This window comes from Micromonospora avicenniae (assembly GCF_900156065.1).
Classification (GTDB): Bacteria; Actinomycetota; Actinomycetes; order Mycobacteriales; family Micromonosporaceae; genus Micromonospora; species Micromonospora avicenniae.
Map to the genome: position 1 here is coordinate 43,029 of NZ_FTNF01000020.1, position 24,035 is coordinate 67,063.

The 24,035-nt window shown below is 72.5% G+C and carries 21 protein-coding genes; 14 read left to right on the forward strand and 7 right to left on the reverse strand.

Annotated features, from left to right (window positions below; genetic code table 11):
* Positions 1-18: 18 nt before the first annotated feature.
* Both BXA10_RS24290 and BXA10_RS24295 read right to left on the reverse strand, forming a co-directional pair.
* Positions 19-1,047 (reverse strand): FecCD family ABC transporter permease, encoded by a 1,029-nt coding sequence (locus BXA10_RS24290; RefSeq protein WP_076473147.1) that lies wholly within the window; start codon positions 1,045-1,047, stop codon positions 19-21.
* Positions 1,044-1,991 (reverse strand): FecCD family ABC transporter permease, encoded by a 948-nt coding sequence (locus BXA10_RS24295; RefSeq protein WP_139338116.1) that lies wholly within the window; start codon positions 1,989-1,991, stop codon positions 1,044-1,046. The genes BXA10_RS24290 and BXA10_RS24295 overlap by 4 nt, the downstream gene beginning before the upstream one ends.
* A gap of 221 nt (positions 1,992-2,212) precedes the next feature.
* Between BXA10_RS24295 and BXA10_RS24300 the strand changes: the two genes are divergently transcribed.
* The 6 genes from BXA10_RS24300 to BXA10_RS24325 all read left to right on the forward strand — a co-directional run bounded on the left by BXA10_RS24300 (position 2,213) and on the right by BXA10_RS24325 (position 9,416).
* Positions 2,213-3,235, forward strand: a complete 1,023-nt coding sequence (locus BXA10_RS24300) for an ABC transporter substrate-binding protein (RefSeq protein WP_076473149.1) — start codon at positions 2,213-2,215, stop codon at positions 3,233-3,235.
* 201 nt (positions 3,236-3,436) lie between these two features.
* Positions 3,437-5,023 carry a pyridoxal phosphate-dependent decarboxylase family protein gene (locus tag BXA10_RS24305; protein ID WP_076473150.1) on the forward strand — a complete coding sequence of 529 codons (1,587 nt, stop codon included), beginning with the start codon at positions 3,437-3,439 and terminating at the stop codon, positions 5,021-5,023.
* A gap of 35 nt (positions 5,024-5,058) precedes the next feature.
* Positions 5,059-6,375: a lysine N(6)-hydroxylase/L-ornithine N(5)-oxygenase family protein gene (locus BXA10_RS24310; protein ID WP_076473151.1), complete on the forward strand. Its 1,317-nt coding sequence runs from the start codon at positions 5,059-5,061 to the stop codon at positions 6,373-6,375.
* Between the two features lie 74 nt (positions 6,376-6,449).
* A complete protein-coding gene (locus BXA10_RS24315) occupies positions 6,450-7,031 on the forward strand; it encodes a GNAT family N-acetyltransferase (RefSeq protein WP_076473187.1) in 582 nt (193 codons plus the stop codon).
* Complete coding sequence (locus BXA10_RS24320) at positions 7,028-8,854, forward strand: IucA/IucC family protein (protein ID WP_076473152.1); 1,827 nt, start codon at positions 7,028-7,030, stop codon at positions 8,852-8,854. The genes BXA10_RS24315 and BXA10_RS24320 overlap by 4 nt, the downstream gene beginning before the upstream one ends.
* A gap of 61 nt (positions 8,855-8,915) precedes the next feature.
* Positions 8,916-9,416 (forward strand): anthrone oxygenase family protein, encoded by a 501-nt coding sequence (locus tag BXA10_RS24325; protein ID WP_076473153.1) that lies wholly within the window; start codon positions 8,916-8,918, stop codon positions 9,414-9,416.
* Positions 9,417-9,439: 23 nt separating this feature from the next.
* On the opposite strand, the gene BXA10_RS24330 is transcribed toward BXA10_RS24325, so the two are convergent.
* Positions 9,440-9,925: a GNAT family N-acetyltransferase gene (locus tag BXA10_RS24330; protein ID WP_076473154.1), complete on the reverse strand. Its 486-nt coding sequence runs from the start codon at positions 9,923-9,925 to the stop codon at positions 9,440-9,442.
* Positions 9,926-10,110: 185 nt separating this feature from the next.
* Here BXA10_RS24330 and BXA10_RS24335 point away from each other — a divergent pair, with 185 nt between their 5' ends.
* The gene (locus tag BXA10_RS24335) at positions 10,111-10,503 is read left to right on the forward strand and encodes a hypothetical protein (RefSeq protein WP_076473155.1); all 393 of its coding nucleotides are present in this window, start codon (positions 10,111-10,113) and stop codon (positions 10,501-10,503) included.
* On the forward strand, positions 10,503-13,010 hold the full coding sequence (locus BXA10_RS24340) for a DUF4132 domain-containing protein (protein ID WP_076473156.1): 2,508 nt from the start codon (positions 10,503-10,505) through the stop codon (positions 13,008-13,010). Before BXA10_RS24335 ends, BXA10_RS24340 begins: the two co-directional genes overlap by 1 nt.
* Before the next feature lie 171 nt (positions 13,011-13,181).
* Here the strand turns inward: BXA10_RS24340 and BXA10_RS24345 are convergent, their stop codons facing one another.
* On the reverse strand, positions 13,182-13,769 hold the full coding sequence (locus BXA10_RS24345; protein ID WP_076473188.1) for a TOPRIM nucleotidyl transferase/hydrolase domain-containing protein: 588 nt from the start codon (positions 13,767-13,769) through the stop codon (positions 13,182-13,184).
* Between the two features lie 96 nt (positions 13,770-13,865).
* Between BXA10_RS24345 and BXA10_RS24350 the strand changes: the two genes are divergently transcribed.
* On the forward strand, positions 13,866-14,276 hold the full coding sequence (locus BXA10_RS24350) for a type II toxin-antitoxin system Phd/YefM family antitoxin (protein WP_076473157.1): 411 nt from the start codon (positions 13,866-13,868) through the stop codon (positions 14,274-14,276).
* A gap of 39 nt (positions 14,277-14,315) precedes the next feature.
* Here the strand turns inward: BXA10_RS24350 and smpB are convergent, their stop codons facing one another.
* A complete protein-coding gene (smpB, locus tag BXA10_RS24355) occupies positions 14,316-14,807 on the reverse strand; it encodes an SsrA-binding protein SmpB (RefSeq protein ID WP_076473158.1) in 492 nt (163 codons plus the stop codon).
* A gap of 114 nt (positions 14,808-14,921) precedes the next feature.
* Complete coding sequence (locus BXA10_RS24360; RefSeq protein ID WP_076473159.1) at positions 14,922-15,815, reverse strand: LysR family transcriptional regulator; 894 nt, start codon at positions 15,813-15,815, stop codon at positions 14,922-14,924.
* Positions 15,816-15,910: 95 nt separating this feature from the next.
* On the opposite strand from BXA10_RS24360, the gene BXA10_RS24365 reads away from it, so the two are divergent.
* On the forward strand, positions 15,911-16,732 hold the full coding sequence (locus BXA10_RS24365; RefSeq protein WP_076473160.1) for an NAD(P)-dependent oxidoreductase: 822 nt from the start codon (positions 15,911-15,913) through the stop codon (positions 16,730-16,732).
* Positions 16,729-17,148: a RidA family protein gene (locus BXA10_RS24370; RefSeq protein WP_076473161.1), complete on the forward strand. Its 420-nt coding sequence runs from the start codon at positions 16,729-16,731 to the stop codon at positions 17,146-17,148. The genes BXA10_RS24365 and BXA10_RS24370 overlap by 4 nt, the downstream gene beginning before the upstream one ends.
* Before the next feature lie 148 nt (positions 17,149-17,296).
* Here BXA10_RS24370 and BXA10_RS24375 read toward each other — a convergent pair whose 3' ends face one another.
* Positions 17,297-19,522: a hypothetical protein gene (locus BXA10_RS24375; RefSeq protein WP_076473162.1), complete on the reverse strand. Its 2,226-nt coding sequence runs from the start codon at positions 19,520-19,522 to the stop codon at positions 17,297-17,299.
* Positions 19,523-19,690: 168 nt separating this feature from the next.
* Here BXA10_RS24375 and BXA10_RS24380 point away from each other — a divergent pair, with 168 nt between their 5' ends.
* The 3 genes from BXA10_RS24380 to BXA10_RS24390 all read left to right on the forward strand — a co-directional run bounded on the left by BXA10_RS24380 (position 19,691) and on the right by BXA10_RS24390 (position 23,999).
* A complete protein-coding gene (locus BXA10_RS24380; RefSeq protein ID WP_245828433.1) occupies positions 19,691-21,358 on the forward strand; it encodes an NAD(P)/FAD-dependent oxidoreductase in 1,668 nt (555 codons plus the stop codon).
* On the forward strand, positions 21,355-22,812 hold the full coding sequence (locus BXA10_RS24385) for an ATP-binding protein (protein ID WP_076473163.1): 1,458 nt from the start codon (positions 21,355-21,357) through the stop codon (positions 22,810-22,812). Before BXA10_RS24380 ends, BXA10_RS24385 begins: the two co-directional genes overlap by 4 nt.
* Before the next feature lie 140 nt (positions 22,813-22,952).
* The gene (locus tag BXA10_RS24390) at positions 22,953-23,999 is read left to right on the forward strand and encodes an aldo/keto reductase (protein WP_076473164.1); all 1,047 of its coding nucleotides are present in this window, start codon (positions 22,953-22,955) and stop codon (positions 23,997-23,999) included.
* The last annotated feature ends 36 nt before the right edge of the window (positions 24,000-24,035 follow it).

The following is a 24,035-nucleotide window of genomic DNA, read 5'->3' on the forward strand; positions in this document are numbered from 1 at the left end:
CGCCCCTCGCGAACCGGCTCACAGCCGGCCCGCCCGTCGTTGCATCGCCAGCAGCCAGACCAGGTACGCCCCGCCGATCGCGCCGGTGATCACGCCGGCCGGAAGCTGGTGACCGGTGAACGCCCGTTGCGCCACCAGATCGGCCGCCACGAGCAGTGTCGCGCCCACACACATCGTGGGAAGCAGGTTCGGCCCGGGCGAGCGGGTGAGGCGCCGGGCCAGGTGCGGGGCGGTCAGCGCCACGAACGACACCGGCCCGGCGGCCGCCGCCGCGAAGGACACCAGCAGCACCGCCGCGGCGAGCAGTGCCATCCGCAGCCGCCGCACCGGAACGCCGAGCGCCGCGGCGGTGTCGTCGCCCATCTCCAGCATCCGCAGCGCCGGCCCGCAGCCGAGCAGCACCAGCGGGCCGAGCACCCCCAGCACGATCAGCAGCGGCAGCGCCTCGGACCAGCCCCGCCCGTCCAGGCTCCCGGTGAGCCAGAGCACCGCCCGGGCGGCGTCCATCAGTGGCGCCCGGGTCAGCAGGTAGCCGTTGACTCCGGTGAGGATGGCGGTGATGCCGATGCCGACCAGGATCAGCCGGTAGCCGTGCACGCCGTTGCGCCAGGTGAGGAGGTAGACGAGCACTCCGGTGGCGAGGCCGCTGGCGACTGCCGCGCCGGAGAGGGCGAGGCTGCCGCCGCCGAGTACCACCACGACCAGCGCGCCGGTCGACGCACCCTGGGTGAGACCGAGCATGTCGGGGCTGCCCAGCGGGTTTCGTACCAGCGACTGGAAGACCGCCCCGGCCAGCGCCAGGGCCGCGCCCACCAGCAGCGCGGTGACCAGCCGGGGCAGCCGCAACTCGTGGATGATGAACCGCTCGGCCGGGGTGCCGCCGCCGAGCAGGGTGCGCAGCACGTCGGCGGGCGTCATCGGGTAGTCGCCGCCGGCGATGGCCAGCACGCCGAGGCCCGCGGCGAGCAGGGCACAGCCGGCTCCGACGGCGAGCGCGCGGGGTCGGAACCGCAGCGAGTACCCGCCCGGGGTACGCAGCACGGTCACGGTCGGGCCACCCGCCGGCGCAGCACCAGCCAGAGGAAGAGCGGCCCACCGAGCACGGCCGTCACCATCCCCACCTGGAGTTCTCCGGGGCGGCCGAGCACCCGGCCCAGCACGTCGGCGCCGAGCAGCAGCACCGGTGAGAGCACCGCGCAGTAGGGCAGCAGCCAGCGCAGGTCGGGCCCGGCGAGCGCGCGGACCAGGTGCGGCACGAGCAGGCCGACGAAGACGATCGGGCCGCAGGCGGCGGTGGCCGCCCCGCACAGCAGGGTGACCACCGTGATGACGGCCGCCCGGATCAGCGTCGGTCGCGCGCCGAGGGCCCGGGCCGTGTCGTCGCCGAGGGCGAGGGCGTTGAGTGGACGCGCGGTGGCGAGCGCGACCAGCAGCCCCGCCCCGACGAACGGCGCCACCCGGGCGACCGTCGCGGCGTCGGCGCTGGCCAACGAGCCGACGGTCCAGAAGCGCAGCCGGTCCAGTGAGGCGGCGTCGAGCAGCATCACCGCGCTGACGTACGAGTAGAGGGCGGCGTTGAGCGCCGCGCCGGCAAGCGCGAGCCGGGCCGGGGTGGCACCGCGCCCGCCTCCGACGGCGTAGACCAGCGCGGTCACCGCCGCCGCGCCGAGCAGCGCGAACCACACGTACCCGTTGAGCGCGGTCACGCCGAGCACGGCCGCGGTGGCCACCGCGGCGGAGGCACCCGAGTTGATGCCGAGCAGACCCGGATCGGCGAGCGGGTTGCGGGTGAGCGCCTGCATCACCGCACCGGCGACGCCGAGGGCCGCGCCGGCGAGCAGGCCGAGCAGCGTACGCGGCAGGCGCATCTGGTGGACGACCGCGTACTCGGCCGAATCGGGGTCCCGTAGGCCCGACCAGACGTCGGCGAGGGGCAGCTGCTTCGCGCCCACCGTGATGCTGAGCACGACGACGGCCGCGAGCAGCGCCACGGCTCCGACCAGGCCGACGGCCCGTACGGTGGCCCGTCCGCGCCACGGTGGGGCCGGTCGGGGGGCCGTCGCGGCGACGCCGGACGGTGATGACTGGAGAACGGACAGTGTGGGCTCCGGTAGGGGGAGAAACGCCGGACGAGACTTGACAGCGAATTAGGTTAGGTTAACCTAACCGCGCTGTCCACGGTCATCCTGGACCCTGATCGAAAGACGACGCCATGCTCGATTCCACGTCTCGTATCTCCCGTCGCGGCCTGCTGGCCGGCGGGGCCGCCGCCGTCGCCCTCCTGCTGGCTGGTTGTAGCGGCGGTGGCGATTCCGCCAAACCGACCACCAGCAGTGATGGCCCTTGGACGTTCACCGACGACCGGCGCGAGAAGGTGACCGCCGCCAACCGGCCGACCCGGGTCGTGGCCTTCACCGGCACGGCCGCCGCGCTCGTCGACTTCGGACTCGACAAGCAGATCGTCGGGGTCTTCGGTGAGACGAAGCGGGCCGACGGCACGATCGATCCGCAGGCCGGTGATCTGAACGTGGAGAGCGTGGAGATCCTCGGCAACGTCTGGGGCGAGTTCAGCGTCGAGAAGTACGCGGCGCTCCGCCCCGAGCTGCTCGTCACCCACATGTACGATCCCGGCGCCCTCTGGTACGTCCCGGACGAGAGCAAGAACAAGATCCTTCCACTCGCGCCCACCGTGGCGGTCACCACCGCTCGGGTGCCGATGACCAAGCCGATCGAGCGCTACGCCCAGCTCGCCGAGTCTCTCGGCGCGGATCTGTCCGCGAAGAAGGTCACCGACGCCAAGGCCCGCTTCGAGGCGGCGGCCGAGTCGGTCCGTCAGGCGGTGAAGGCCAACCCCGGCATCAAGGTGCTGGCCGCCTCCGGCAGCCCGGACCTGTTCTACGTCTCCAACCCCAAGGTCAGCACCGACCTCATGTACTTTGCCGAGCTCGGGGTCGACATCGTGGTGCCCACCAAGCTCGAAGCGGGTGACTACTTCGAGGCGCTCAGCTGGGAGAACGCCGGCAAGTTCCCGGCCGACCTGATCCTGCTGGACAACCGCAGCACCGCGCTGCAGACCAAGGACCTCGCCGCCAAGCCGACCTGGGCGCAGCTGCCCGCGGTCAAGGCCAACCAGGTCGCGCCGTGGGACGCCGTCCCACGCTTCTCCTACGCCGGCGCCGCGCCGCTGCTGGAGAACCTCGCCACCACCATCCGCGCCGCCAAGAAGCTGAGCTGACGAGGCGACGAAGAGCCCCCGCCGACGAATCCGCCGCGTGCGGGGCCCCTTCCTGACATCTCGCGCGGCATCCGCCACGCATGTCCGGCACGTCGTCCGGCGACACCGTTTCCCCCTGCCGTTCTGCCGCCCGACCACGGCGGCGGGTTCCGGCTGCCCCGAGATCAGCTCCGTCCGCAACCGAGCGTGGAGGACCTTCCAATGAGTCTGCCGGCGTACCCCGTCGAGGCAGTCGCGAACCTGCCCGGTTCGCCCACCCCGGCCCCGGCCGATGCACCGCTCGATTTCCGGTCCGGCGCCACGGCCGCCCGGAGACATCTGTTCAACGGCGGGACGGCCGCGCGGTACCGAACGGTTCTCACCCGTGGTGTCGACCGGATGGCCCGGCGGGTGGCCGGGGTGGACCGGCCGTTCACCGGCGTGACCCCGGGCGAGTTGGCGCCCCGGGTCGCCGGCATCGACCTGGACCGGCCGCTCGGCGACACCGCCGCCGCTCTCGACGAACTCGACGAGGTCTACCTGCGCGATGCGGTCTGGTTCCACCACCCCCGCTACCTGGCACACCTGAACTGCCCGGTGGTGATCCCGGCGCTGCTCGGCGAGGCGGTGCTGAGCGCCGTGAACTCCTCGCTCGACACCTGGGACCAGAGCATCGGGGCGACCCTCATCGAACGCCGCCTGATCGACTGGACGGCTGAGCGGATCGGCCTCGGTCCCGCCGCCGACGGGGTCTTCACCAGCGGCGGCAGCCAGTCGAACCTGCAGGCGCTGCTGCTGGCCCGGGAGGAGGCGTGCCAGGCCGCGCCCGGCCGGGAGGCCCGGGCCGAACTGCTGCCCCGGCTGCGGGTGCTCACCTCGACGGCCGGTCACTTCAGCGTGCAGAAGTCGGCGAACCTGCTCGGCCTGGCCCCGGACGCGGTACTGACCATCCCGACCGACGCGCAGCGGCGGATGATCCCCGCCGTGCTGCGGCGGGAGATCGAGCGCTGCCGGCGCGAGGGGCTGGTGGTGATGGCCGTGGTGGCCACTGCCGGCACCACGGACTTCGGCTCCATCGACCCGCTCGACGAGATCGCCGGGGTCTGCGCCGCCACCGGCGTCTGGCTGCACGTCGACGCGGCGTACGGCTGCGGGCTGCTGGCCTCGCCCACCCGCCGGCACCTGCTCGACGGGATCGAGCGGGCCGACTCGGTGACCGTCGACTACCACAAGTCCTTCTTCCAGCCGGTCAGCTCCAGCGCCGTGCTGGTACGCGACCGACGCGTGCTGCGGCACGTCACCTACCACGCCGACTACCTCAATCCGGCCCGGATGGTCGAGCAGCGCATCCCCAACCAGGTGGACAAGAGCCTCCAGACCACGCGGCGGTTCGACGCCCTCAAGCTCTGGCTGACCCTGCGGGTGATGGGTCCGGACCTGCTCGGCGACCTCTTCGACGAGGTGGTGGACCGGGCCGCCGGCGCCTGGGAACTGATCAGCGAGGACCCCCGGTTCGAGGTGGTGACCAGGTCACCGCTGAGCACCGTCGTCTTCCGCTACCTGCCCACCGGACCGGGGCGGGGGCTCGCCGACGAGGCGAACCTGTACGCGCGGGAGGCGCTGGCCGCCTCCGGGGCCGCCCTGGTCGCCGGCACCACTGTGGACGGCCGCCACTTCCTCAAGTTCACCCTGCTCAACCCCGAGACCACCCTCGACGACGTCGGGCACGTGCTGCAGCTCATCGCCGAGCACGCGGGCCGGTACGTGCACGAGCGGAGCACCGCCGATCTGGCCTGCCGGGTCGGCTGACCACCGGAGCTCGCGAACCCGCCCGGGAGGGCCGCATGTCCACGCACGATTTCATCGCCATCGGCCTCGGCCCGTACAACCTCGGCCTGGCCTGCCTCACCGCACCGATCCCCGAACTGGACGGGATGTTCCTGGAGGCCCGACCGGGCGTCGACTGGCACCCCGGCATGCTGTTGTCCTCGGCCCGCCTCCAGACACCGTTCCTGGCCGACCTGGTCACCCTCGCCGATCCCACCTCGCCGTTCTCGTTCCTCAGCTACCTGAAGGAGACCGGCCGGCTCTACCCGTTCTACATCCGGGAGAGCTTCTACCCACTGCGCAGCGAGTACAGCGCGTACTGCCGGTGGGCCGCCGCGAAGCTGCCCAACCTGCGGTTCAACCACGAGGTCACCTCCGTCGAGTACGACCCGGCCGACGGGCGGTACGTGGTGCGCGCCCGGGTGGGCGCGGGGCAGGAGGACACGGGCGCCGGGGAGACCGTCACCTACCGGGCGCGGCACCTGGTGCTCGGCACCGGGACCCCGCCGTACCTGCCGCAGGCGTGCGAAGGGCTCGGCGGCGACCCGGTGCACACCTCGCGGTACCTGGAGAACCGCACGGCGCTGCGGACCAGACGGAGCATCACGGTGATCGGCAGCGGGCAGAGCGCGGCGGAGATCTACCACGACCTGCTCGGCGACATCGACACGTACGGCTACCAACTGAACTGGGTCACCCGCTCACCCCGGTTCTTCCCGCTGGAGTACACCAAGCTCACCCTGGAGATGACCTCACCGGACTACGTGGACTACTTCCACGCCCTGCCCGAGTCGACCCGCTACCGGCTGGAGTCCGAGCAGAAGGGGCTGTTCAAGGGCATCAGCGCGGACCTCGTCGACGGGATCTTCGACCTGCTGTACGAGCGCAGCGTGGCCGGACCGGTGAACACCCGCTTGCTCACCAACACAGAGCTGGCGAGCGCCGCGTACGAACCGGCCACCGGCACGTACACCCTCGGGCTGCGGCACGTCGAACAGGCGCGGGACTTCACCGTGCGTACGGAGGGGCTGGTGCTGGCCACCGGCTACCGCTACCTGCCGCCGGCGTTCCTGGAACCGGTCCGGGACCGGATCCGCTGGGACGGGCACGGACGTTTCGACGTCGCCCGCAACTACAGCATCGACCACGCCGGCCGCGAGATCTTCCTCCAGAACGGCGGCACCCACACCCACAGCGTGACCTCGCCCGACCTCGGCATGGGTCCGTACCGCAACTCGTGGATCATCCGTGAGCTGCTCGGCCGGGAGCACTACCCGATCGAGAAGAGCATCACCTTCCAGGAGTTCGGCGCACCGGCGGGATCAGCGCCGTGAGCCGGCGGAACGAGCCGGCCGCTCACGGCCCTCGGCCGCGGCGCGGCGTCGAATTCACCTGGGTCGATCACTCGTTGGGCGAGTTCACCCTGCGCGCGGTCGACCCGTACGCCGACGCCGCGCTGCTGCACCGCTGGGTGACCCATCCGAAGGCGGTGTTCTGGCTCATGCAGGACTCCGACGTGGCCCGGGTCGCCGAGGAGTACCGGCGCATCGCGGCGCACCCGCACCACGACGCGTACCTGGGCCACTGGCGCGGTCGGCCCGCCTTCCTGGCCGAGCGCTACGACCCCGCCCGCGTTGAACTGGTCGGCCGGTACGACGCCAGCCCCGGTGACGTGGGCATGCACTTCCTCTGCGCGCCGGCCGACGTCCCCGTGCACGGCTTCACCCGCGCGGTGATCACCACGGTGCTGGCCTGGCTCTTCGCCGACCCGTCGACCGAACGGGTGGTGGTCGAGCCGGACGTGCGCAACACCGCGGTGCACGCGCTGAACGCCGCCGTCGGCTTCCAGGTCGTCGGCACCATCACCAAACCGGAGAAGGACGCACTGTTGAGCATCTGCACCCGCGCCGGCTTCCACCACGCCACCGGCCTCGCCGCCGGCACGGCCACCGCGACCGGTGCGCCCAGCATGGATGGAGTCTCGGCGTGACCGTGTTCGACCCCGTCGCCCACCTCGCGCCCGAGCACTGGGCCCGGGCCAACCGGCTGCTGGTGCGCAAGGCACTCGCCGAGTTCGCCCACGAGCGGCTGCTCACCCCGGAGCCGACGGCCGCCCCCGTCCCGCAGGCCGGCGCCGCTGCCGGCGACACCCCACGGTGGTACGTGGTGCGCAGCGACGACGGCATGGTGACGTACCGCTTCGCCGCTCTCGTGCGTACCCTCGAGCACTGGCAGATCGACGCCGAGAGCATCACCCGGCATCGCGGCGACGAGGAACTGCCCCTGGACGCCGTCGACCTGATCATCGAGCTGCGCGGGCCCCTCGGACTCTCCGACCAGGTCCTCCCGGTCTACCTGGAGGAGATCACGTCCACGCTGGCCGGCATCGCCTACAAGCTGGACCGCCCGCCGCTGACCGCCAAGGAGCTCGCGGTGGCCGACTTCCAGACCATCGAGACCTCGATGACCGAGGGCCACCCCTGCTTCGTGGCCAACAACGGCCGGCTCGGCTTCGGCATCGACGAGTACCACCGGTACGCCCCGGAGGCGGCCCGGCCGGTCCGCCTGGTCTGGCTCGCCGCGCACCGCCACCACGCGCGGTTCAGCCACAGCGCGGACCTCGACTACGACACCCTCATCGCGGGCGAACTCGGTGCGGAGACGCTGTCCCGGTTCGAGGCCGTCATGGCCGGGCTCGGCCTCGACCTGGACGACTACCTGCTGATTCCGGTGCACCCGTGGCAGTGGCAGAATCGGATCGCGGTGACCTTCGCCGGTGAGATCGCGCAGCGCCGGCTGGTCTGTCTCGGGCCCGGGGCCGATGAACATCTGGCCCAGCAGTCCATCCGGACGTTCTTCAACCTCACCGACCCGACGCGGCACTACGTCAAGACGGCGCTCTCGGTGCTCAACATGGGGTTCATGCGCGGGTTGTCGGCCGCGTACATGGCGGGAACGCCGGCCATCAACGACTGGCTCGCCGACCTGATCGCCGCCGACGAGGTCTTCGCCGCGACCGGGCTCACCGTCCTGCGGGAGCGGGCGGCCATCGGCTACCGGCACTCGCAGTACGAGGCGGCCACCGACCGGTACTCCCCGTACCGGAAGATGCTCGCCGCCCTGTGGCGGGAGAGCCCCGTGCCGCACCTCGGACCGGGCCGGCGACTGGCCACCATGGCCTCGCTGCTGCACGTCGATCGCGGCGGCGGCTCCTTCGCCGCGGCGCTGATCGACCGTTCCGGCCTGGCGCCGGAGGCGTGGCTGCGCCGCTACCTGGACGCCTACCTGACTCCGCTGCTGCACGCGTTCTACGCCTACGACCTGGCCTTCATGCCGCACGGCGAGAACGTGATCCTCGTCCTCGACGACCAGGACACGGTCGAGCGGGCGATCTTCAAGGACATCGCCGAGGAGGTCGTGGTGATGAGTCCGGACCTGCCGCTGCCGCCGGCGGTCGAACGCATCCGGGCCGACGTGCCGGAGCAGGAGCGGCTGCTGTGCATCTTCACCGACGTGGTGGACTGCTACCTGCGGTACCTGGGCGCGGTGCTGGCCGAGACCGGGACGCTCCCCGAGGAGGCCTTCTGGCGTACGGTGGCGGGCTGCGCCGCCGACTACCTGGCGAGCGTTCCGCACCTGGCCGAGCGGATCGAGCGCTACGACCTCTTCGCCCCGGAGTTCGCCCTCTCCTGCCTCAATCGGTTGCAGCTGCGCGATAACCAGCAGATGGTCGACCTCGCCGACCCGTCGGCCGCGCTGCAACTCGTCGGTACGCTGGCCAACCCGCTGGCACCGTACGCGCCCGCCCGGTGAGCCGGAGCCGCCGGGGTGTCCGGGGTGGCCCGGGTAACCCGACGGCACGTCTAATGACGACATGACCACCCTGCGCACCCTGAGCCTGCTCGCCGCGACGGTGACCATGGGACTGATGGCCGGTCTCTTCGCCGCGTTCGCGTACTCCGTCATGCCCGGCCTCATGCGCGCCGACGCCCGAACGTTGGTCCTCGCCATGCAGCGGATCAACGAGGCCATCCTCAACGGCTGGTTCCTCAGCTGCTTCTTCGGCGCGCTGGCCTTCACCGGTGCGGCAGTTGCTCTGCACGTCTCGCCGGGCTGGACCGCGGTGCTGCCCTGGATCGTGGCGGCGCTGGTGCTCTACCTGGTCGCGCTGGTGGTCACCATGGCGCTCAACGTGCCGCTGAACAACGCTCTCGCCCGGGCCGGCGACCCCGACCGGCTCGCCGACGTCGCGGCGGTGCGGGACCGGTTCGCCCCTGCGTGGATCCGCTGGAACCTGCTGCGTGCGGTCGCCTCGCTGGCCGGGTTCGCGCTGCTCAGCTGGGCGCTGGTGGTGCACGGCCGGGTCGCCGGCTGACCCGGCCGGCCGGTTCGGCCCGGTCAGAACTCGTGGTACATGACGTGCAGGCCGACGCGGCCGCGGGTGGGGTGCCGGAAAGCTCCGGGCACGGTCCCGATCACCGTGAAGCCCTCCCGCAGGTACACCTCGACGGCCGCCCGGTTCGTCTCCACGACCGCGTTGAACTGCATGCCCGCGTACCCCTGCCGCCGCGCCCAGTCCAGCGCGTCCCGGCACAGCGCGGTGCCGACACCCCGGCCGCGGGCATCAGCCGCCACCATGAAGCTCGCGGTGGATACGTGCGAGCCGGGCCCGGGGCGGTTGGCGCCCATCTTCGCGGTACCGAGCACGCGGGTGCCGTCGACGGCCACCACCGTGCGCCCGGGCGGGACCTCCACCCAGGTCGCGTGCGCCTCGTCGGCGCTCATCGCGGGGTCGTAGGCGAACGTGTCCTGCGCCTGGACGACTTCGGAGATGATCGGCCACACCTGCGCCCAGTCCTGCGGCGCGAACGCTCGGATCCGCACCAGCGCAGGCTAGGGACGCCGGCACCGCGAGGCAACGGGTTTCCCGAGTCGCCGGCGGCCCGGCGGTGTTCTCCGGCCGGCGGGGTCCGCCTGGTGACGTACCGCTTCGACCCGTGCCGGACGGTAGGTCCACAGTGGTGGCGCGGACGGGTCGTTGTCGGTGCCCGAACCTAGACTCCGCGGCCATGGTGATGGTGAGGTTCGTCGACGAGACCACCAGCGGCGCCAAGGCCGACGCGTGGCACCTGGAGATCTTCGAGGAGCGGCTCGCCCTGCGCGAGCTGATCCGCCGCCGGGTCTTCCAGGAGGTGGCCGAGTACAACGCCCGGCGGCCCGAGGTCTTCCGCGGCCTGGTGCAGCCCAGCGACGCCGAGCGCACGCTCAACGGCTACCGGCTGCGCGAGCCCCGCCGGGTCGACCCCGAGGAACAGTACAATCGCGCGATCGAGGCGTTCGGCCGCAACGGTTTCGTCGTGCTCGTCGACGACCGGCAGGTCGACCACCTCGACACGGAGGTGCAGTTGCGCGCCGGCACCGAGGTCTGCTTCCTCAAGCTCGTCCCGCTGGTGGGTGGCTGATGAGCGCCTACGACAAGCGTGTCGCCGCCCTCCGGCGGCTCGCCACCGGCGACGACATCGCCGCGATCGTCACGGAGCTGGCCTGGATCGCCCGGCACTTCCACGGCGGCTGGTACTACGAGGGCCCCCGAATCGCGGGCGCGCTCGACGCGCTGCCCGACGATCGGCGTGCCCGGCTCGCCACCGCCCTGGTCGAGCGGCTCGAGGCGGGCGAGCCGCCGGACGCCGACGGCGACGCCGACGCCGAGGCCTTGCCGACGCTCGTGGCGATGCTGCTGCGCAGGTTCGGTCCGGCGGTCGCCGTCAACGACATCCGGTGTCTGCTCGACCACGCCATCGGGCGCTGGACCTGGTGGCTCGCCGACGAGTTCGCCGAGCTGTGCCAGGTGGTGTACGAGACCGACGGAACCCTGCCCGGCGAGGTCGTCGCGGTGCTGCGCCGCACCGAGGTCACCGGCTACGGACCCACCGGCCTGGTACGGCAACTGCTTCAGCGGGTCCGCGAGCCGGTGGTGAACCCCGGGGAGGCGTGGAGCGACCTTCTGCTGGCCGAGCTGCCCGCGCTCGGCGCGGACTGGCCGGAGCTGGTGGCACACGCGCTGACCGCGACCTCCGCCCGCCCCTCCGATCGGTGGGAGCGCCAGGCCCGCGCGCTGCTCGACCGGGTCGGGGCCGACCGCTACCGCAAGACGGCGCTCACCTGGCTGGCGCAGGTCGGCCGCCCCCGCACGGTCCGCATCCTCGCCCGCACCCCCGAGCAGGACTTCTCCCAGGCGTACGACCCGTACAACGCGACCGCCCTGCGTGGACTCACCTGGCTGCTCGCCCTCGCTGCCGACGGCGCGGACGCCGACGTCGCGCGGGAGCTGGGGCGCCTGGTGGAGACCTCGCTGCGCAAGGTGCCGGGCCTCGGCCCGCGCAACCCCAAGGTGGCCAACGCCGCGGTCCACGCGCTCTCCCGTCTGGACGGTGAACCGGCGCTGGCCCAGCTCGCTCGACTGACCGCCCGGGTCACCTACAAGGGCACGCTCAAGGAACTCAACAAGGCCCTCGACCAGCGGGCGACCGATCTCGGGCTGTCCCGGGCGGAGGTCGAGGAGCTGGCGGTCCCGACGTACGGCCTGACCGGAACGGGTCGGCGGATCGAGACGTTCGGCGAGGTCACCGCGGAACTGGTGGTCGACGGCGGCGTGGTGGCACTGCACTGGCGTAACGCCGCAGGCCGTCCGGTCCGGACGGTGCCCGCCGCCGTTCGCCGGGAGCACCCTGAGCAGCTGCGGGAGCTGAAGGCGACGGCGAAGGACGTCGAGAAGATGCTGGCCGCCCAGGCCGAACGGCTGGACCGGCAGTTCCTCGCCGGGCGGCGCTGGCGGTACGCCACCTGGCGGGCGCGGTACCTCGACCATCCGCTGGTCGGCACGCTCGGGCGGCGGCTGATCTGGTTGGTCGACGGAGTGCCGTGCGGGTACGCCGACGGCGCGCTGCGCACCGTCGACGACGTGCCGGTCACGGCGGCCGACGACACCGAGGTGACGATCTGGCACCCGATCGGGCGCGACGTCGCCGAGGTGCTCGGCTGGCGCGACTGGCTGGAACGACACGCCGTGGTGCAGCCGTTCAAGCAGGCGCACCGGGAGGTCTACCTGCTCACCGCCGCCGAGGAAAGCACCGGCGTCTACTCCAACCGGTTCGCCGCGCACGTGTTGCGTCAGCACCAGTTCCACGCGCTCGCGGCGGTGCGCGGCTGGCGCAACCGGCTGCGGTTGATGGTCGACGACGAGTACCCCCCGGCGACCCGTGAGCTGCCCGAGTGGGGGCTGCGCGCCGAGTACTGGGTGGAGGGGGCCGGCGACGACTACGACACGGATGCCACCGACACGGGCACCTACCTGCGGCTGGTGACCGACCAGGTCCGCTTCTACCCACTCGGCGCGCCGGAGAACAGCGCGCACGCCGGCGGTGGCGGGTACGCGCAATGGCTTCCCGCGGGCGGCGAGCCGGCCGGCCCGCTGCCGCTGGAGCAGATCCCGCCCCTGGTGTTCAGCGAGGTGATGCGCGACGTCGACCTCTTCGTCGGCGTGGCCAGCGTCGGCAACGACCCGACCTGGCAGGACGGCGGCCCCGAGGGCCGGTACCGGGAGTACTGGCAGTCGTACGGCTTCGGCGAGCTTTCGGCCACCGCGGAGACCCGGCGGGACCTGCTCACACGGCTCGTGCCCCGGCTGGCCGTCGCCGACCGGTGCCAGTTGGCGGGACGCTTCCTCGTGGTCCGCGGCGACCTGCGCACATACAAGATCCACCTCGGGTCGGGGAACATCCTGATGAGCCCCAACGACGAGTACCTCTGCATCGTGCCGCAGCAGTCGGCGACGGCCGGGAACGGCCAGCTGTTCCTGCCGTTCGAGGGGGACCGGATGCTCGGCGTCATCCTCAGCAAGGCGCTGCTGCTCGCCCGGGACACCGAGATCACCGACCCGACGATCGTCTCCCAGATCCGGCACCGGTGAGCCCGCGCCGTGCCTCCGGTGATCGCGGCGAGCCGCCGGAGGCACGGTTCCCGGGCACGGTCCGGGCCGGAACAGGGTTGGTCGGGGCGGCCCGCGGACGACTGGGGACTGTGGCGTCATGACCCGCTCGCCGACGAGTGGCGGGCGGCGTTTCCCACCGAGAGCGGTGGCTCAGACGCAGGCCAGCACCCCGTCGAGTGACCGGGGCACCCGGTCGAGGTCGAGCTCGTCGACCAGCAGCCGGGCGTACACGCTCTTGCGTCCGGAACGGGTGCCGAGGAATCTGCGCAGCTGCGCGTCCACCGGGCGTCCCTGCTGGGCCGGCTGCCGTTGGAACAGCCGGAACGAGCGCAGCTCGCCCTCGGCGGCGACGACCCCCTGCACCGCCTCGACGCCGACCGCGCGGATCAGTTCGTCCTCCAGGTCGGCGACGCAGACGTGGAAACCCAGTGCGGCCATCGCGTCGCGGGACAGCTCCGCCCCGTATCCCGCCCGGTGCAGCCCGCGCCGGACGTAACCCTCCTCGGCGTGGTCGTAGAGCCCGGCCAGCCGCAGCCCCTGACCGGCCGGGCCGAGCAGGTCGAGGAAGTGGCCGATGTTGGTGACGCCACCCATCGGCACCACCCGTACGCTCTCGGCGGCCAGGTCCCGGCCGCGCCGGACGGCCAGCGTCTCGAGGGCCACCCGGTCGCTCTCGCCTTCGACGAGGACGACGGTGCGTGCGTCGCGGGCCACCATCGCGTCGAGCAGCACGGGCACCTCCACATCCTCGGCATATCATCGCGCGGCGCCGTCCGATGACCCAACGGCTTTCCGGCGTGAGTTTCTGTCGTACCCCCGCGGCAACATGCATCCATGGCTGTCTCCGCGCTGACCCCTCACTCCGATCAGCCGCGCTCCCTGCCGTTGCGCGAGGCGCGCACCCGGCTCACCCAGCTCGTCGCGCTCGCCGAGCTGGCCGACACCGTCACGGTGCTGACCCGCGACGGCGATCCGCGTCCGGTGGCCGCGATCGTGCCGGCCGGCGCCGCGCGCACGCGGGCGCAGGCCAGCGCCGACGCCGACCGGCTCGCCACGGTCACCTCCGGCTGGGCCCGCCGCCTCGACGAGCAGCGCCGGCAGAGTGGCGCCCGGCACGCCGCCGAGCTGCGGGCGGTCCGTGCCGCGTTGGCCCAGGCGTGGGCCGAGCTCGATCGGCGGGCGCCACGCGGCGATCCCGCACTTGCCCGGCTCCGGGCCGCCCACGCCGACCTGCTCGCCGACTGATCCGGTTGCCGCGTCGCCGGCGAAGGGCACCGGGTGGTGTCAGGCCCGGCGGGTCCGGCCCTTGAGGTGGCGGCCCAACTCCCGGGCGATCTCCCGGTTGGCGTCGCGTTCGGCGAGGGCCTGACGCTTGTCGTACGACCGGCGGCCCCGGGCGAGCGCGAGTTCCACCTTGGCCCAGCCGTTCTCGAAGTACATCGACAGCGGCACGAGCGTGAACCCGCCCTCCCGGGTCTTGGCGAGGATGCGCTCGATCTCCACCCGGTGCAGCAGCAGCTTTCGGGTGCGCCGCGGCTGGTGGTTGGTCCAGCTGCCGAAGCCGTACTCGGCGATGTGCAGCCCGTACAACATGATCTCGCCGTCGCGTTCCTGGGCGAACGCGTCGACCAGCGACGCGTGCCCCTCCCGTAGCGACTTGACCTCGGTGCCGGCCAGCACGATCCCGGCCTCGTACGTCTTGAGGATCGTGTAGTCGTGCCGTGCCTTCTTGTTCGAGGCGATCAGCCGGCGCTCGGGCTGCCTGGAGGCGTTCACCCGGCCGAGGATATCCGGACGCCGGCCGGCCGCCCGTCCGGTCGGCGGCGAGCCGCTCCAGCCGCCGCTCGACCGCCGAGGTCGCGCCGGCAGCGGCCGGGTCGGTCGGTCGGGTCAGAGCGTGGCGGCCACCTCGGCCAAGACGGGGAGCAGCGCGGCCACCGCTGGGGAGCGGTGGCGGTGGGCGACCATGGCCGCGTACACCCGCCGCGTCGGCGCCTCGTCGGGGTGGAGTCGGAGCAGGGTGAGATCGGTCGGGGCGGCCCGGACAGCCAGCGCGGGCACCAGCGCGACACCGAGGCCGGCGCTCACGCAGCCCAGCTTTCCGGTCCAGTCGGCGGCGACGATGTCGATACGCGGCCGGAAGCCGGGCGGCATGGTGGCCCGCATGAACGGGTCCGCCCAGTCCACGGATCCCGCGATGAAGGACTCCCCGGCCAGTTCCGCCAGGCGTACCGTGTCGCGCCCGGCCAGCGCGTGCCGCCGGGGTACCGCCACCAGCAGGCGCTCGTCGAGCAGGTGGTGCAGGTCGAACCGTACGCCGTCGAGTGGCTGGTCGGGTGGCGCGCTCACCACGGCGAGGTCCGTGTCGCCGGCGAGCAGTCGCTCCAGCAGGGTGGGCGTACGGCCCTCCAGCAGTGAGAGGCCGACCTCGGGGTGCGCGGCACGAAAGGCGGCGAGAGCGCGGGGCACCAGCGCGGCCACCGCGGTAGGGAAAGCGCCGACCCGCAGGCGGCCGCCACCCAGCCCGCGCAGCGCGTCCAACTCCCGGCGGGCGGTGGTCAGTCGGTCGAGCACCGCCTCGACGTGCGGGAGCAGGTGCCGGCCCTCCTCAGTCAAGGTCACGCCCCTCGGCAGCCGGTCGAAGAGCACCACCCCGAACTCCGCCTCCAGCGCGGCGATCTGCCGGGACACCGCCGACTGGGTGTAGCGAAGCTCCTCTGCGGCTGCCGTGATCGACCCGTGCCGTACGACGGTTCGCAGCACGTCCAGCGCCTCGATCTGCATGCGGTGCACGCTAGCCGATGCCATGCGAGATACACATGTCAGGCATTCCAACTATTCGCTGGTCGCATGCCAAGTGCCCGCCTACGGTTCCAGACATGTTGAAGATCGCCGTACTCGGCACCGGGCGGATGGGCGCGGCCATCGCTCACCGGCTGCTCGCCTCCGGGCACTCGCTGACGGTCTGGAACCGCACGGCCGCCCGTACCGAACCGCTGCGCCGCACCGGCGTGACGGTCGCCGGCTCACCCGCCGACGCCGTCGCCGGGGTCGACGTCACCCTCACCTCGCTGGCCGACCCGGCGGCCGTCGACACCGTGCTGTTCGGGCCGGGCGGCGCCGCGGCGGCTCTCGCGCCGGGCACGTGCCTCGTCGAGATGTCCACCATCGGTCCGGCCGCGGTCCGAGCCCTCGCCGACCGGCTCCCCGAGGGGGTGTCCCTCGTCGATGCCCCGGTCGCCGGGAGCGTCACCGCCGCGGCGTCCGGGCGACTCCGGGTGTACGCCGGTGGACCGGCCGTGGCCGTCGAGCACGTCCGCCCGCTGCTGGAAGCTCTCGGCACCGTACGCCACCTGGGTCCCGTCGGCAGTGGCGCGGCGGCCAAGCTCGTGCTCAACGCGGCGCTGCTGATCGGGGTGGCGGGCGTCGCCGATGCGCTCGCCGTCGCCCGGTCCGTCGGGGTCGACCGGGACGTCGCACTCGACCTGCTCGACAGCGGTCCACTCGGCGCAGCGCTCGCCCGGGCCACCACGGCCGACGCCGACTTTCCCATCGCGCTGGCCGAGAAGGACCTCGGCCTCGTGCTCGACGAGCTGGCCGGGGCTGCCGCCCCTCTGGTCCGTGCCGCCCGGGCGGCGCTGGCCACCGCACCCCACCCGACCGCTGACATCGCCGCCCTCACAATCCTGGAGCAGCTGTGAAGCTCACCCTCGACAACCCGCACACCGTCGCCGCGCCCTTCGGGGACCGGTTCGCCCACGTGGCCCGACTCGACCTGGCCGGCGGCACCCTGCTGTTGCTCGCCGGGCAGGTCGGCGTCGACGACGAGGGCCGGGTGGTCGCGCCGGGTGACGTCGTCGCGCAGTCCGAGCGGATCTTCGAGATCGTCGACGGCGTGCTCGCGGCGTACGGTGCCGGTCTCGCCGACGTGCTGCACATCCGCAGCTTCCTCACCGATCTGGATGATCTGCCCGGGTACGCGGCCGTCCGGCGCCGGCTCTTCACCGGGGCTCCGCCACCGGCCAGCACCACCGTCGAGGTGAGCCGGCTGTTCCTGCCCGGGGCGGTGATCGAGGTCGAGGTGACCGCCGCCGTACCGGCCGACCGGCCACGCTGACCCAGCCCGTGACCGTTGCCCCGCCGTGATCGACTCGCTTTCCTGAAGCCGGGCGTCCCGGACGCCTCGACGGCCCGCCTTCGAGGAACCCGAGTTGATCACGGCGGCGCCGACCTGCCCGGGGACGGGGCGGTGGAGACGGGCGAGGTCAGGAGGTCTCGGTGCGGAGCCGCTCGGCGAGTTCCCGGACCGACTCGGTGAGCCGGTCGTCGGACTCGCCCGGCCAGTGCCCGAAGATCGGCGGTGGCACGCTGTCGCTCGGCGGAGGAACCACGTCACGCGGGTCGATCTGCCGCCGGTCCACCGTCGCCGCCGGGTCGTCCGGGCGCGTCGGGTCGCCGGGCCGGTTGGGGGAGAAGATCCAACTGCCGATCTGGTCGGTGTCCCGCCAGATGTTGATCCACCGCCAGCCGACCCGCCTGCCCACCTCCCGGAGCACACTCTCGTCGACGTACGCGGGGAACAGGGGGCCGTAGAGCCGGCGCAACGGCGAGCCGTAGGTGAGCAGGGCGACCCGGCTCCCCACCCGTTCCGGCAGCTGCAGCACGGCCGCCGCGAGCAGCACCGACCCGTGGCTGTGCCCGGAGAGCAGCACCCGGTTACCCTGTCCGACCAGGTAGGTGATCCGCTGGGTCAGCTCGGGCACCGCCCGCTCGGCGTAGCACGGCGGCGCGAAGGGGTGGGTGCCGCGCGGCCAGAAGGTGCCCAGGTCCCAGATCACGCCGACGTACCGGCGGAACTCGACGGTCCGGTACGCGAAGATGCCGCCGACGACCAGGCCGAGGAGGATGGCGGCGATCACGTAGCTGCCCACGCCGAGGAAGAAGTTCACCAGGTCGCCGGGGATCCCGATGTAGCCCTGGATGACGTCCGCCGGGAACCGCCCCATGAGCCCGAGGGCACTGGTTGCCAGCCCCAGGCCGATGAGGCAGGCGTAGACCATGGTGATCGGCTCCAGGTGTTCGGTGAACCGGGCCCGGGCGATGGTCCGCTCGACCTGTCGCAGTCGTGGCGCCGCCTTCGGCGGAGCGTCGGGGAAGTCCCGGGCGACGATATCGGCGGCGGCGCGGTACCTGCCCCGGGCGGAGACGACGGTGACCAGCCCCGCGACGACCAGCGCGCCGAGCACCGCCAGCACGAACCCGAAGATCGCCCACTTGTAGGCCGGCGGTGGACTGATGACGGCGCGTGCCGCGGTCGGCTCTTCGCGGTTCAGCAGGTCCGCGATCCGATAGACCAGTTCGGAGGAGAACGCCACCGCCAGCCCGGTGGCGACCGCCGCGATGGCAGGTGCGCCCCAACCTCGCCGTCTGCTCCGCAGCCCGCGGTGGCGCAGCACGACGAGCCCGATGCCGGCCAGCAGCAGCGTCTGGGCGACGAAGACCCACGCCAGGAAGGCCCCGTAGCGCGGCAGACCGATCCCCGGGGGCCACGGCGCCGGGTCGAGCAGGACGACCAGCACGACCAGCACGGTCAGTCCGCAGGTGAACGTGCGCAGCATCCGCGTGACGGCATCCGCCGTGGGGCGGGGTTCCGGGTGGTCTATCAGGTTCCGGGCGCAGATCAGCGCGATACATGCCGCCAGGACCGCGCCGACCAGCACCCCCAGCACCAGCGTCACGACGGAGACGCCGGGGCTGAGGCGGGCGGCGAGCAGGCTCGCGTCGAGAGTGGCGAACGCGGTCGCGACGTGGATCGAGCGCAGCCGCCCGACGAGTGGGGCCGAGTCCCATCTGCCCACCGCAGCGAGCTGGTACGGGCCGGAACCGGTGGTCTTCGGCGCGTGGAAGGCGCTGAACGGCCGACCGGGCCGAGCGCTGAGCCACCAGATCAGGGCGATGGCTCCGATCGGGATCAGACTGAGCACCGCCAGGCGCAGCCCGGTCGGCTGCGTGCCCAGCCAGGACAGCCAGTCCCGGTCCCGGACGCAGCGTGGGGAGGCCATGCACTGCCAGGCGACCAGGTCCAGCGCGGCCCCGACGATCGAGAGCACGTAGAGCGCGGTCAGGGTGAGCCCGAGTATCCGGCACAGCACCTTCATCATGGTGTGCGAGCCGGTGGGGTTCGGACGCATCCACGCCGCCACGTTGCAGAGCATGAACGGAAGCAGGAAGACCAGCGACAGCGTCCGCACCGCGGTGCCGGAGGGCAGGTCGCTCCAGCGGTACGCCTCCACCGTGACGCCGCCCGGGCCACAGCTGTCGGGGTAGCCGGGCCGCGGGCGGAAGAAGCCGCCGTTGCTGTCCCCGGCGACCTGGTACGCGTGCGGCCGGTCCAACACCTGCTCGGGGCCCGCACCTGAGACCCCGTGCACCCGCAGCTCCACGACCTCGCCGGTCTCCGCCGGCCCGGCCGTTGACGGCGTCTCCGACATAGGCCCCCCGGAGGTGTCTACGGCAGCCCGGGCCGCGGCGCCCCGCCGGCGCCCGGCCCCGGTTACCCGCCCGGACGCCCGGTAATCGTCCTGGTGGCCCGCTATCACGCCTCTTTCCGGGTGCTCCCCGCCCAGGTGCCGGTGACCGATGGTGAGCGAGGTGGTTTCATGGGCGCCATGGCGAACCCGGTGATCCTGACCGTCGACGACGACCCGGTGGTCTCCCGCGCGGTGGCGCGCGACCTCCGTCGGCGCTACGGCGAGCGCTATCGGGTGATCCGTGCCGGCTCGGGCCCGGAGGCGCTGGACGCGCTGCGCGAGATCAAGCTGCGCGGTGAGCAGGTGGCGTTGCTGCTCGCCGACCACCGGATGCCGGAGATGACCGGCATCGAGTTCCTCGAGGCGGCGATGGATCTCTTCCCCGCCGCCCGACGGGTGCTGCTCACCGCGTACGCGGACACGGACGCCGCGATCGAGGCGATCAACGTCGTCGACCTGGACCACTACCTGCTCAAGCCCTGGCACCCGCCGGAGGAGAAGCTCTACCCGGTGATGGACGGGCTGCTGGAGGCGTGGGCGGCCACTCCCGACGCGGCGCTGACCGAGATCCGGGTGGTGGGGCACCGCTGGTCCGCCCCCTCGTTCAAGATCCGTGACTTCCTGGCCCGCAACCTCATCCCGTACCGGTGGCTGCTCACCGACGACCCGGAGGGCGCCCGGCTGCTCGCCGCCGCCGGCGCCAGCGAGACGGACGTGCCGCTGGTGGTGACCGCCGAGGGCAAGACGCTGATCGCCCCGTCGGCGGCCGAGCTGGCCAGCGTGGTGGGGCTCGCCGTGGAGCCGACCACCGACTTCTACGACGTGGTGGTGGTCGGCGGCGGCCCGGCCGGCCTCGGCTCGGCCGTGTACGCGGCGTCGGAGGGCCTGCGTACGGTGCTCGTGGAGCGCCGCGCCACCGGCGGGCAGGCCGGGCAGAGCAGCCGGATCGAGAACTACCTGGGCTTTCCCGACGGCGTCTCCGGCGCCCAGCTCACCGACCGGGCGCGCCGGCAGGCGCTCAAGTTCGGCGCCGAGTTGCTCAGCACCCGGGAGGTGATCGGATTGACCGAGGCGGGCGGGGCCCGCCTGCTCCGCTTCGGCGACGGCACCGAGATCGCCGCGCACACCGTGGTGCTCGCCACCGGCGTCTCCTACCGGGTGCTCGACGCCCCGGGCGTGGGCGACTTCACCGGTCGGGGCGTCTTCTACGGAGCCGTATCCACCGAGGCGCCGAACTGCGTCGACCAGGAGGTCTACATCGTCGGCGGGGCGAACTCCGCCGGTCAGGCGGCGGTGTTCTTCTCCCGCTACGCCGCCCGGGTGCACCTGGTGGTCCGGGGTCCCGACCTGACCGCGTCGATGTCGCGTTACCTGATCGACCAGTTGGAGCAGAGTGACCGGATCACCGTGCACCCGCACACGCAGGTGGTGGGCGCGGCTGGCGGCGACCACCTGGAGCGGATCACCCTCTGCGACTCCCGTACCGGCGAGGTGCGTACCGCCGAGACCTCCTGGCTGTTCGTCTTCATCGGCGCGGAGCCGCGGACGGACTGGCTGGACGGGGTGCTGCTGCGTGACGAGCGCGGCTTCATCATCACCGGGCCCGACCTGGTCACCGACGGAAAGCCACCATCCGGCTGGTCGCTGTCGCGCGACCCGTACCACCTGGAGACCAGCCTGCCGGGGGTCTTCGCCGCCGGCGACGTGCGCTCCCAGTCGGTGAAGCGGGTCGCCTCCGCCGTGGGCGAGGGAGCCATGGCCGTCTCGCTGGTGCACCGCTACCTGGAGGCGCAGTGACCACCCCGAACGGCCGGTTGGGGCCGGAGCAGCTGCGTACCCTGTTCCTGTTCGAGACGCTCGACGACGACCAGCTGGCCTGGCTCGCGGAGTGCGGGCGGGTGGAGCGACGGGCCGGCGGGACGTTGGTGTACGGCGAGGGCGAGGCCGCGACCTGCTTCTTCGTCCTGCTCTCCGGCACCGTGACGCTCAGCCGGCGGGTGGCCGAGGACGAGGTCGAGCTGAACCGCACCTCGCAGCGGGGGGTGTACGGCGGAGCCACCCAGGCGTACATCGTCGAAGAGACCGAGCAGACCTACCGCAACACGATGCGCGCGATCACCGACGCCGAGTTCTTCGTGCTCCCCGCGGAGAACTTCGCGCGGGCCGTGCGCACCTGGTTCCCGATGGCGATGCACCTGCTGGAGGGGCTGTTCATCGGGATGCGGAACAGCCAGACCCTCGTCGGTGAGCGGGAGCGGCTGCTCGCCCTCGGCTCGCTCTCGGCCGGCCTCACCCACGAGCTGAACAATCCGGCCGCGGCGGCGGTCCGGGCGACCTCGGTGCTGCGCGACCGGGTGGCCGGGATGCGGAGCAAGCTCGCGATGATCGCCGACGGTCGCCTCGACGGCAGCGCGCTGCACCGCCTGGTGGAGTTGCAGGAGGAGGCGGTGGCGCGGGTGGTGACCGCGCCGAAGCTCAGCCCGATGGCCGTCGCCGACGCCGAGGACGCGCTCACCGACTGGCTGGACGAGCGCGGGGTACGGGCCGCCTGGGATCTGGCGCCGATCCTGGTCGGCGGCGGCGCGGACACCGAGTGGCTGACCCGGGTACAGACGATCGTCGGACCGGCCGACCTGGAGGCGGCCATCCGGTGGCTCACCTACACCGTCGAGACCGAGCTGCTGATGCGGGAGATCGGCGAGGCGGTCACCCGGATCTCCGGCCTGGTCGGTGCCGCCAAGCAGTACTCGCAGCTGGACCGGGCGCCGTTCCAGGTGGTCGACGTGCACGACCTGCTCGACGCCACGCTCGTGATGTTCAAGGCCAAGATTCCCGCCGGGGTCAAGCTCGTGAAGGAGTACGACCGGAGCCTGCCGCAGGTGCCGGCGTACGCGGCGGAGCTGAACCAGGTCTGGACCAACCTGGTCGACAACGCGCTGGGCGCGATGGGCGACAAGGGGACGCTGACCGTACGCACCGAGCGGGCGGGTGACCTGCTCGCCGTGGAGATCGCCGACACCGGGCCGGGAATCCCGCCGGAGGTGCGTCCGCGCATCTTCGAGCCGTTCTTCACCACGAAACCGGTGGGCAGCGGCACGGGTCTCGGACTGGACATCTCGTACCGGATCGTCGTGCACAAGCACCACGGCGACATCCGGGTGCGCAGCGAGCCGGGCGACACGGTCTTCCGGGTGCTGCTGCCGCTCACCGTCGAGCGCCCGCCCACGCCCGATCCGCTCCCCGCGCCCTGACCATCCCCGTCGGTCGCCTCCGCCGAGCCCGGTGGGGACGATCCGCACTGTTGACCTCCAGTGCACTCGAACTCCTAGCGTGAAACGTACGCCCGCCGGGTCCACCGGCGGGCATCCGTACGACGACGGGGAGTTCAGGCATGCGTTACCGTGTTCTCGGCGGCACCGGCATCGAGGTCAGCGTCCATGCGCTCGGCGCGATGATGTTCGGCGCGGTCGGCAACCCGGACCACGACGAGTGTGTTCGGATCATCCACTCCGCCCTCGACCGCGGGATCAATCTCGTCGACACCGCCGACATGTACTCCGCGGGCGAGTCCGAGGTCATTGTCGGCAAGGCGTTGCGTGGTCGCCGGGACGAGGTCGTGCTCGCCACCAAGGTCCACTTTCCGATGGGGGAGGGGCCCAACCGTGGCGGCAACTCGCGGCGCTGGATCGTGCGGGCCGTCGAGGACAGTCTCCGGCGGCTGGGCACCGACTGGATCGACCTCTACCAGGTGCACCGGCCGGACCACACCACCGATGTCGAGGAGACCCTCGGCGCCCTCACCGACCTGCTCCGGGCGGGCAAGATCCGGGCGTTCGGCTGCTCCACCTTTCCGGCGGAGGAGATCGTGGAGGCGCAGCACGTCTCGGAACGGCGCGCGCTCGGCCGGTTCCGTACCGAGCAGTCGCCGTACTCGCTGCTCGCCCGAGGCATCGAGACGGACGTGCTGCCGGTCTGCCAGCGGTACGGCATGGGAGTGCTCACCTGGAGCCCGCTCGCGTCGGGCTTCCTCTCCGGGCGGTACCGCGAGGGACGCCCCGCCGACCTGAGCAGCGGCCGGGCCACCCTCACTCCGGCCCGCTTCGACCCGGCCATTGCGGGTAACGCCGCCAAGTACCGGGCCGTCGAGGAGCTGGTGGCCCTGGCCGAGCAGCTCGGCTGCACGCTGCCGCAGCTGGCGGTGGCGTTCCCCGCGACGCATCCGGCGGTCACCTCCGTGCTCATCGGACCGCGCACCATGGCCCAGCTCGACGGCCTGCTGGCCGGCGCCGAGCTGACCCTCGACGACGCCGCGCTCGACCGGATCGACGAGATCGTCAAGCCGGGCACCAACCTGTACACGGCCGACGGCGCCTGGCGTCCGCCGGCGCTCGACCCGGGGCGTCGTCGCCGCCCGGTGGCCGACCGCGCCGCCGCCTGACCGCTGCCGGCGGCGTCGCCGCCTGACCGCCGCCCG

Bases quoted from the DNA above. Each gene is read 5' to 3' on its own strand.
- BXA10_RS24300 (WP_076473149.1), top strand. From the start codon at position 2,213: ATGCTCGATTCCACGTCTCGTATCTCCCGTCGCGGCCTGCTGGCCGGC.
- BXA10_RS24305 (WP_076473150.1), top strand. From the start codon at position 3,437: ATGAGTCTGCCGGCGTACCCCGTCGAGGCAGTCGCGAACCTGCCCGGT.
- BXA10_RS24310 (WP_076473151.1), top strand. From the start codon at position 5,059: ATGTCCACGCACGATTTCATCGCCATCGGCCTCGGCCCGTACAACCTC.
- BXA10_RS24325 (WP_076473153.1), top strand. From the start codon at position 8,916: ATGACCACCCTGCGCACCCTGAGCCTGCTCGCCGCGACGGTGACCATG.
- BXA10_RS24335 (WP_076473155.1), top strand. From the start codon at position 10,111: ATGGTGATGGTGAGGTTCGTCGACGAGACCACCAGCGGCGCCAAGGCC.
- BXA10_RS24340 (WP_076473156.1), top strand. From the start codon at position 10,503: ATGAGCGCCTACGACAAGCGTGTCGCCGCCCTCCGGCGGCTCGCCACC.
- BXA10_RS24350 (WP_076473157.1), top strand. From the start codon at position 13,866: ATGGCTGTCTCCGCGCTGACCCCTCACTCCGATCAGCCGCGCTCCCTG.
- BXA10_RS24360 (WP_076473159.1), bottom strand. From the start codon at position 15,815: ATGCAGATCGAGGCGCTGGACGTGCTGCGAACCGTCGTACGGCACGGG.
- BXA10_RS24365 (WP_076473160.1), top strand. From the start codon at position 15,911: ATGTTGAAGATCGCCGTACTCGGCACCGGGCGGATGGGCGCGGCCATC.
- BXA10_RS24375 (WP_076473162.1), bottom strand. From the start codon at position 19,522: ATGTCGGAGACGCCGTCAACGGCCGGGCCGGCGGAGACCGGCGAGGTC.
- BXA10_RS24380 (WP_245828433.1), top strand. From the start codon at position 19,691: ATGGGCGCCATGGCGAACCCGGTGATCCTGACCGTCGACGACGACCCG.
- BXA10_RS24390 (WP_076473164.1), top strand. From the start codon at position 22,953: ATGCGTTACCGTGTTCTCGGCGGCACCGGCATCGAGGTCAGCGTCCAT.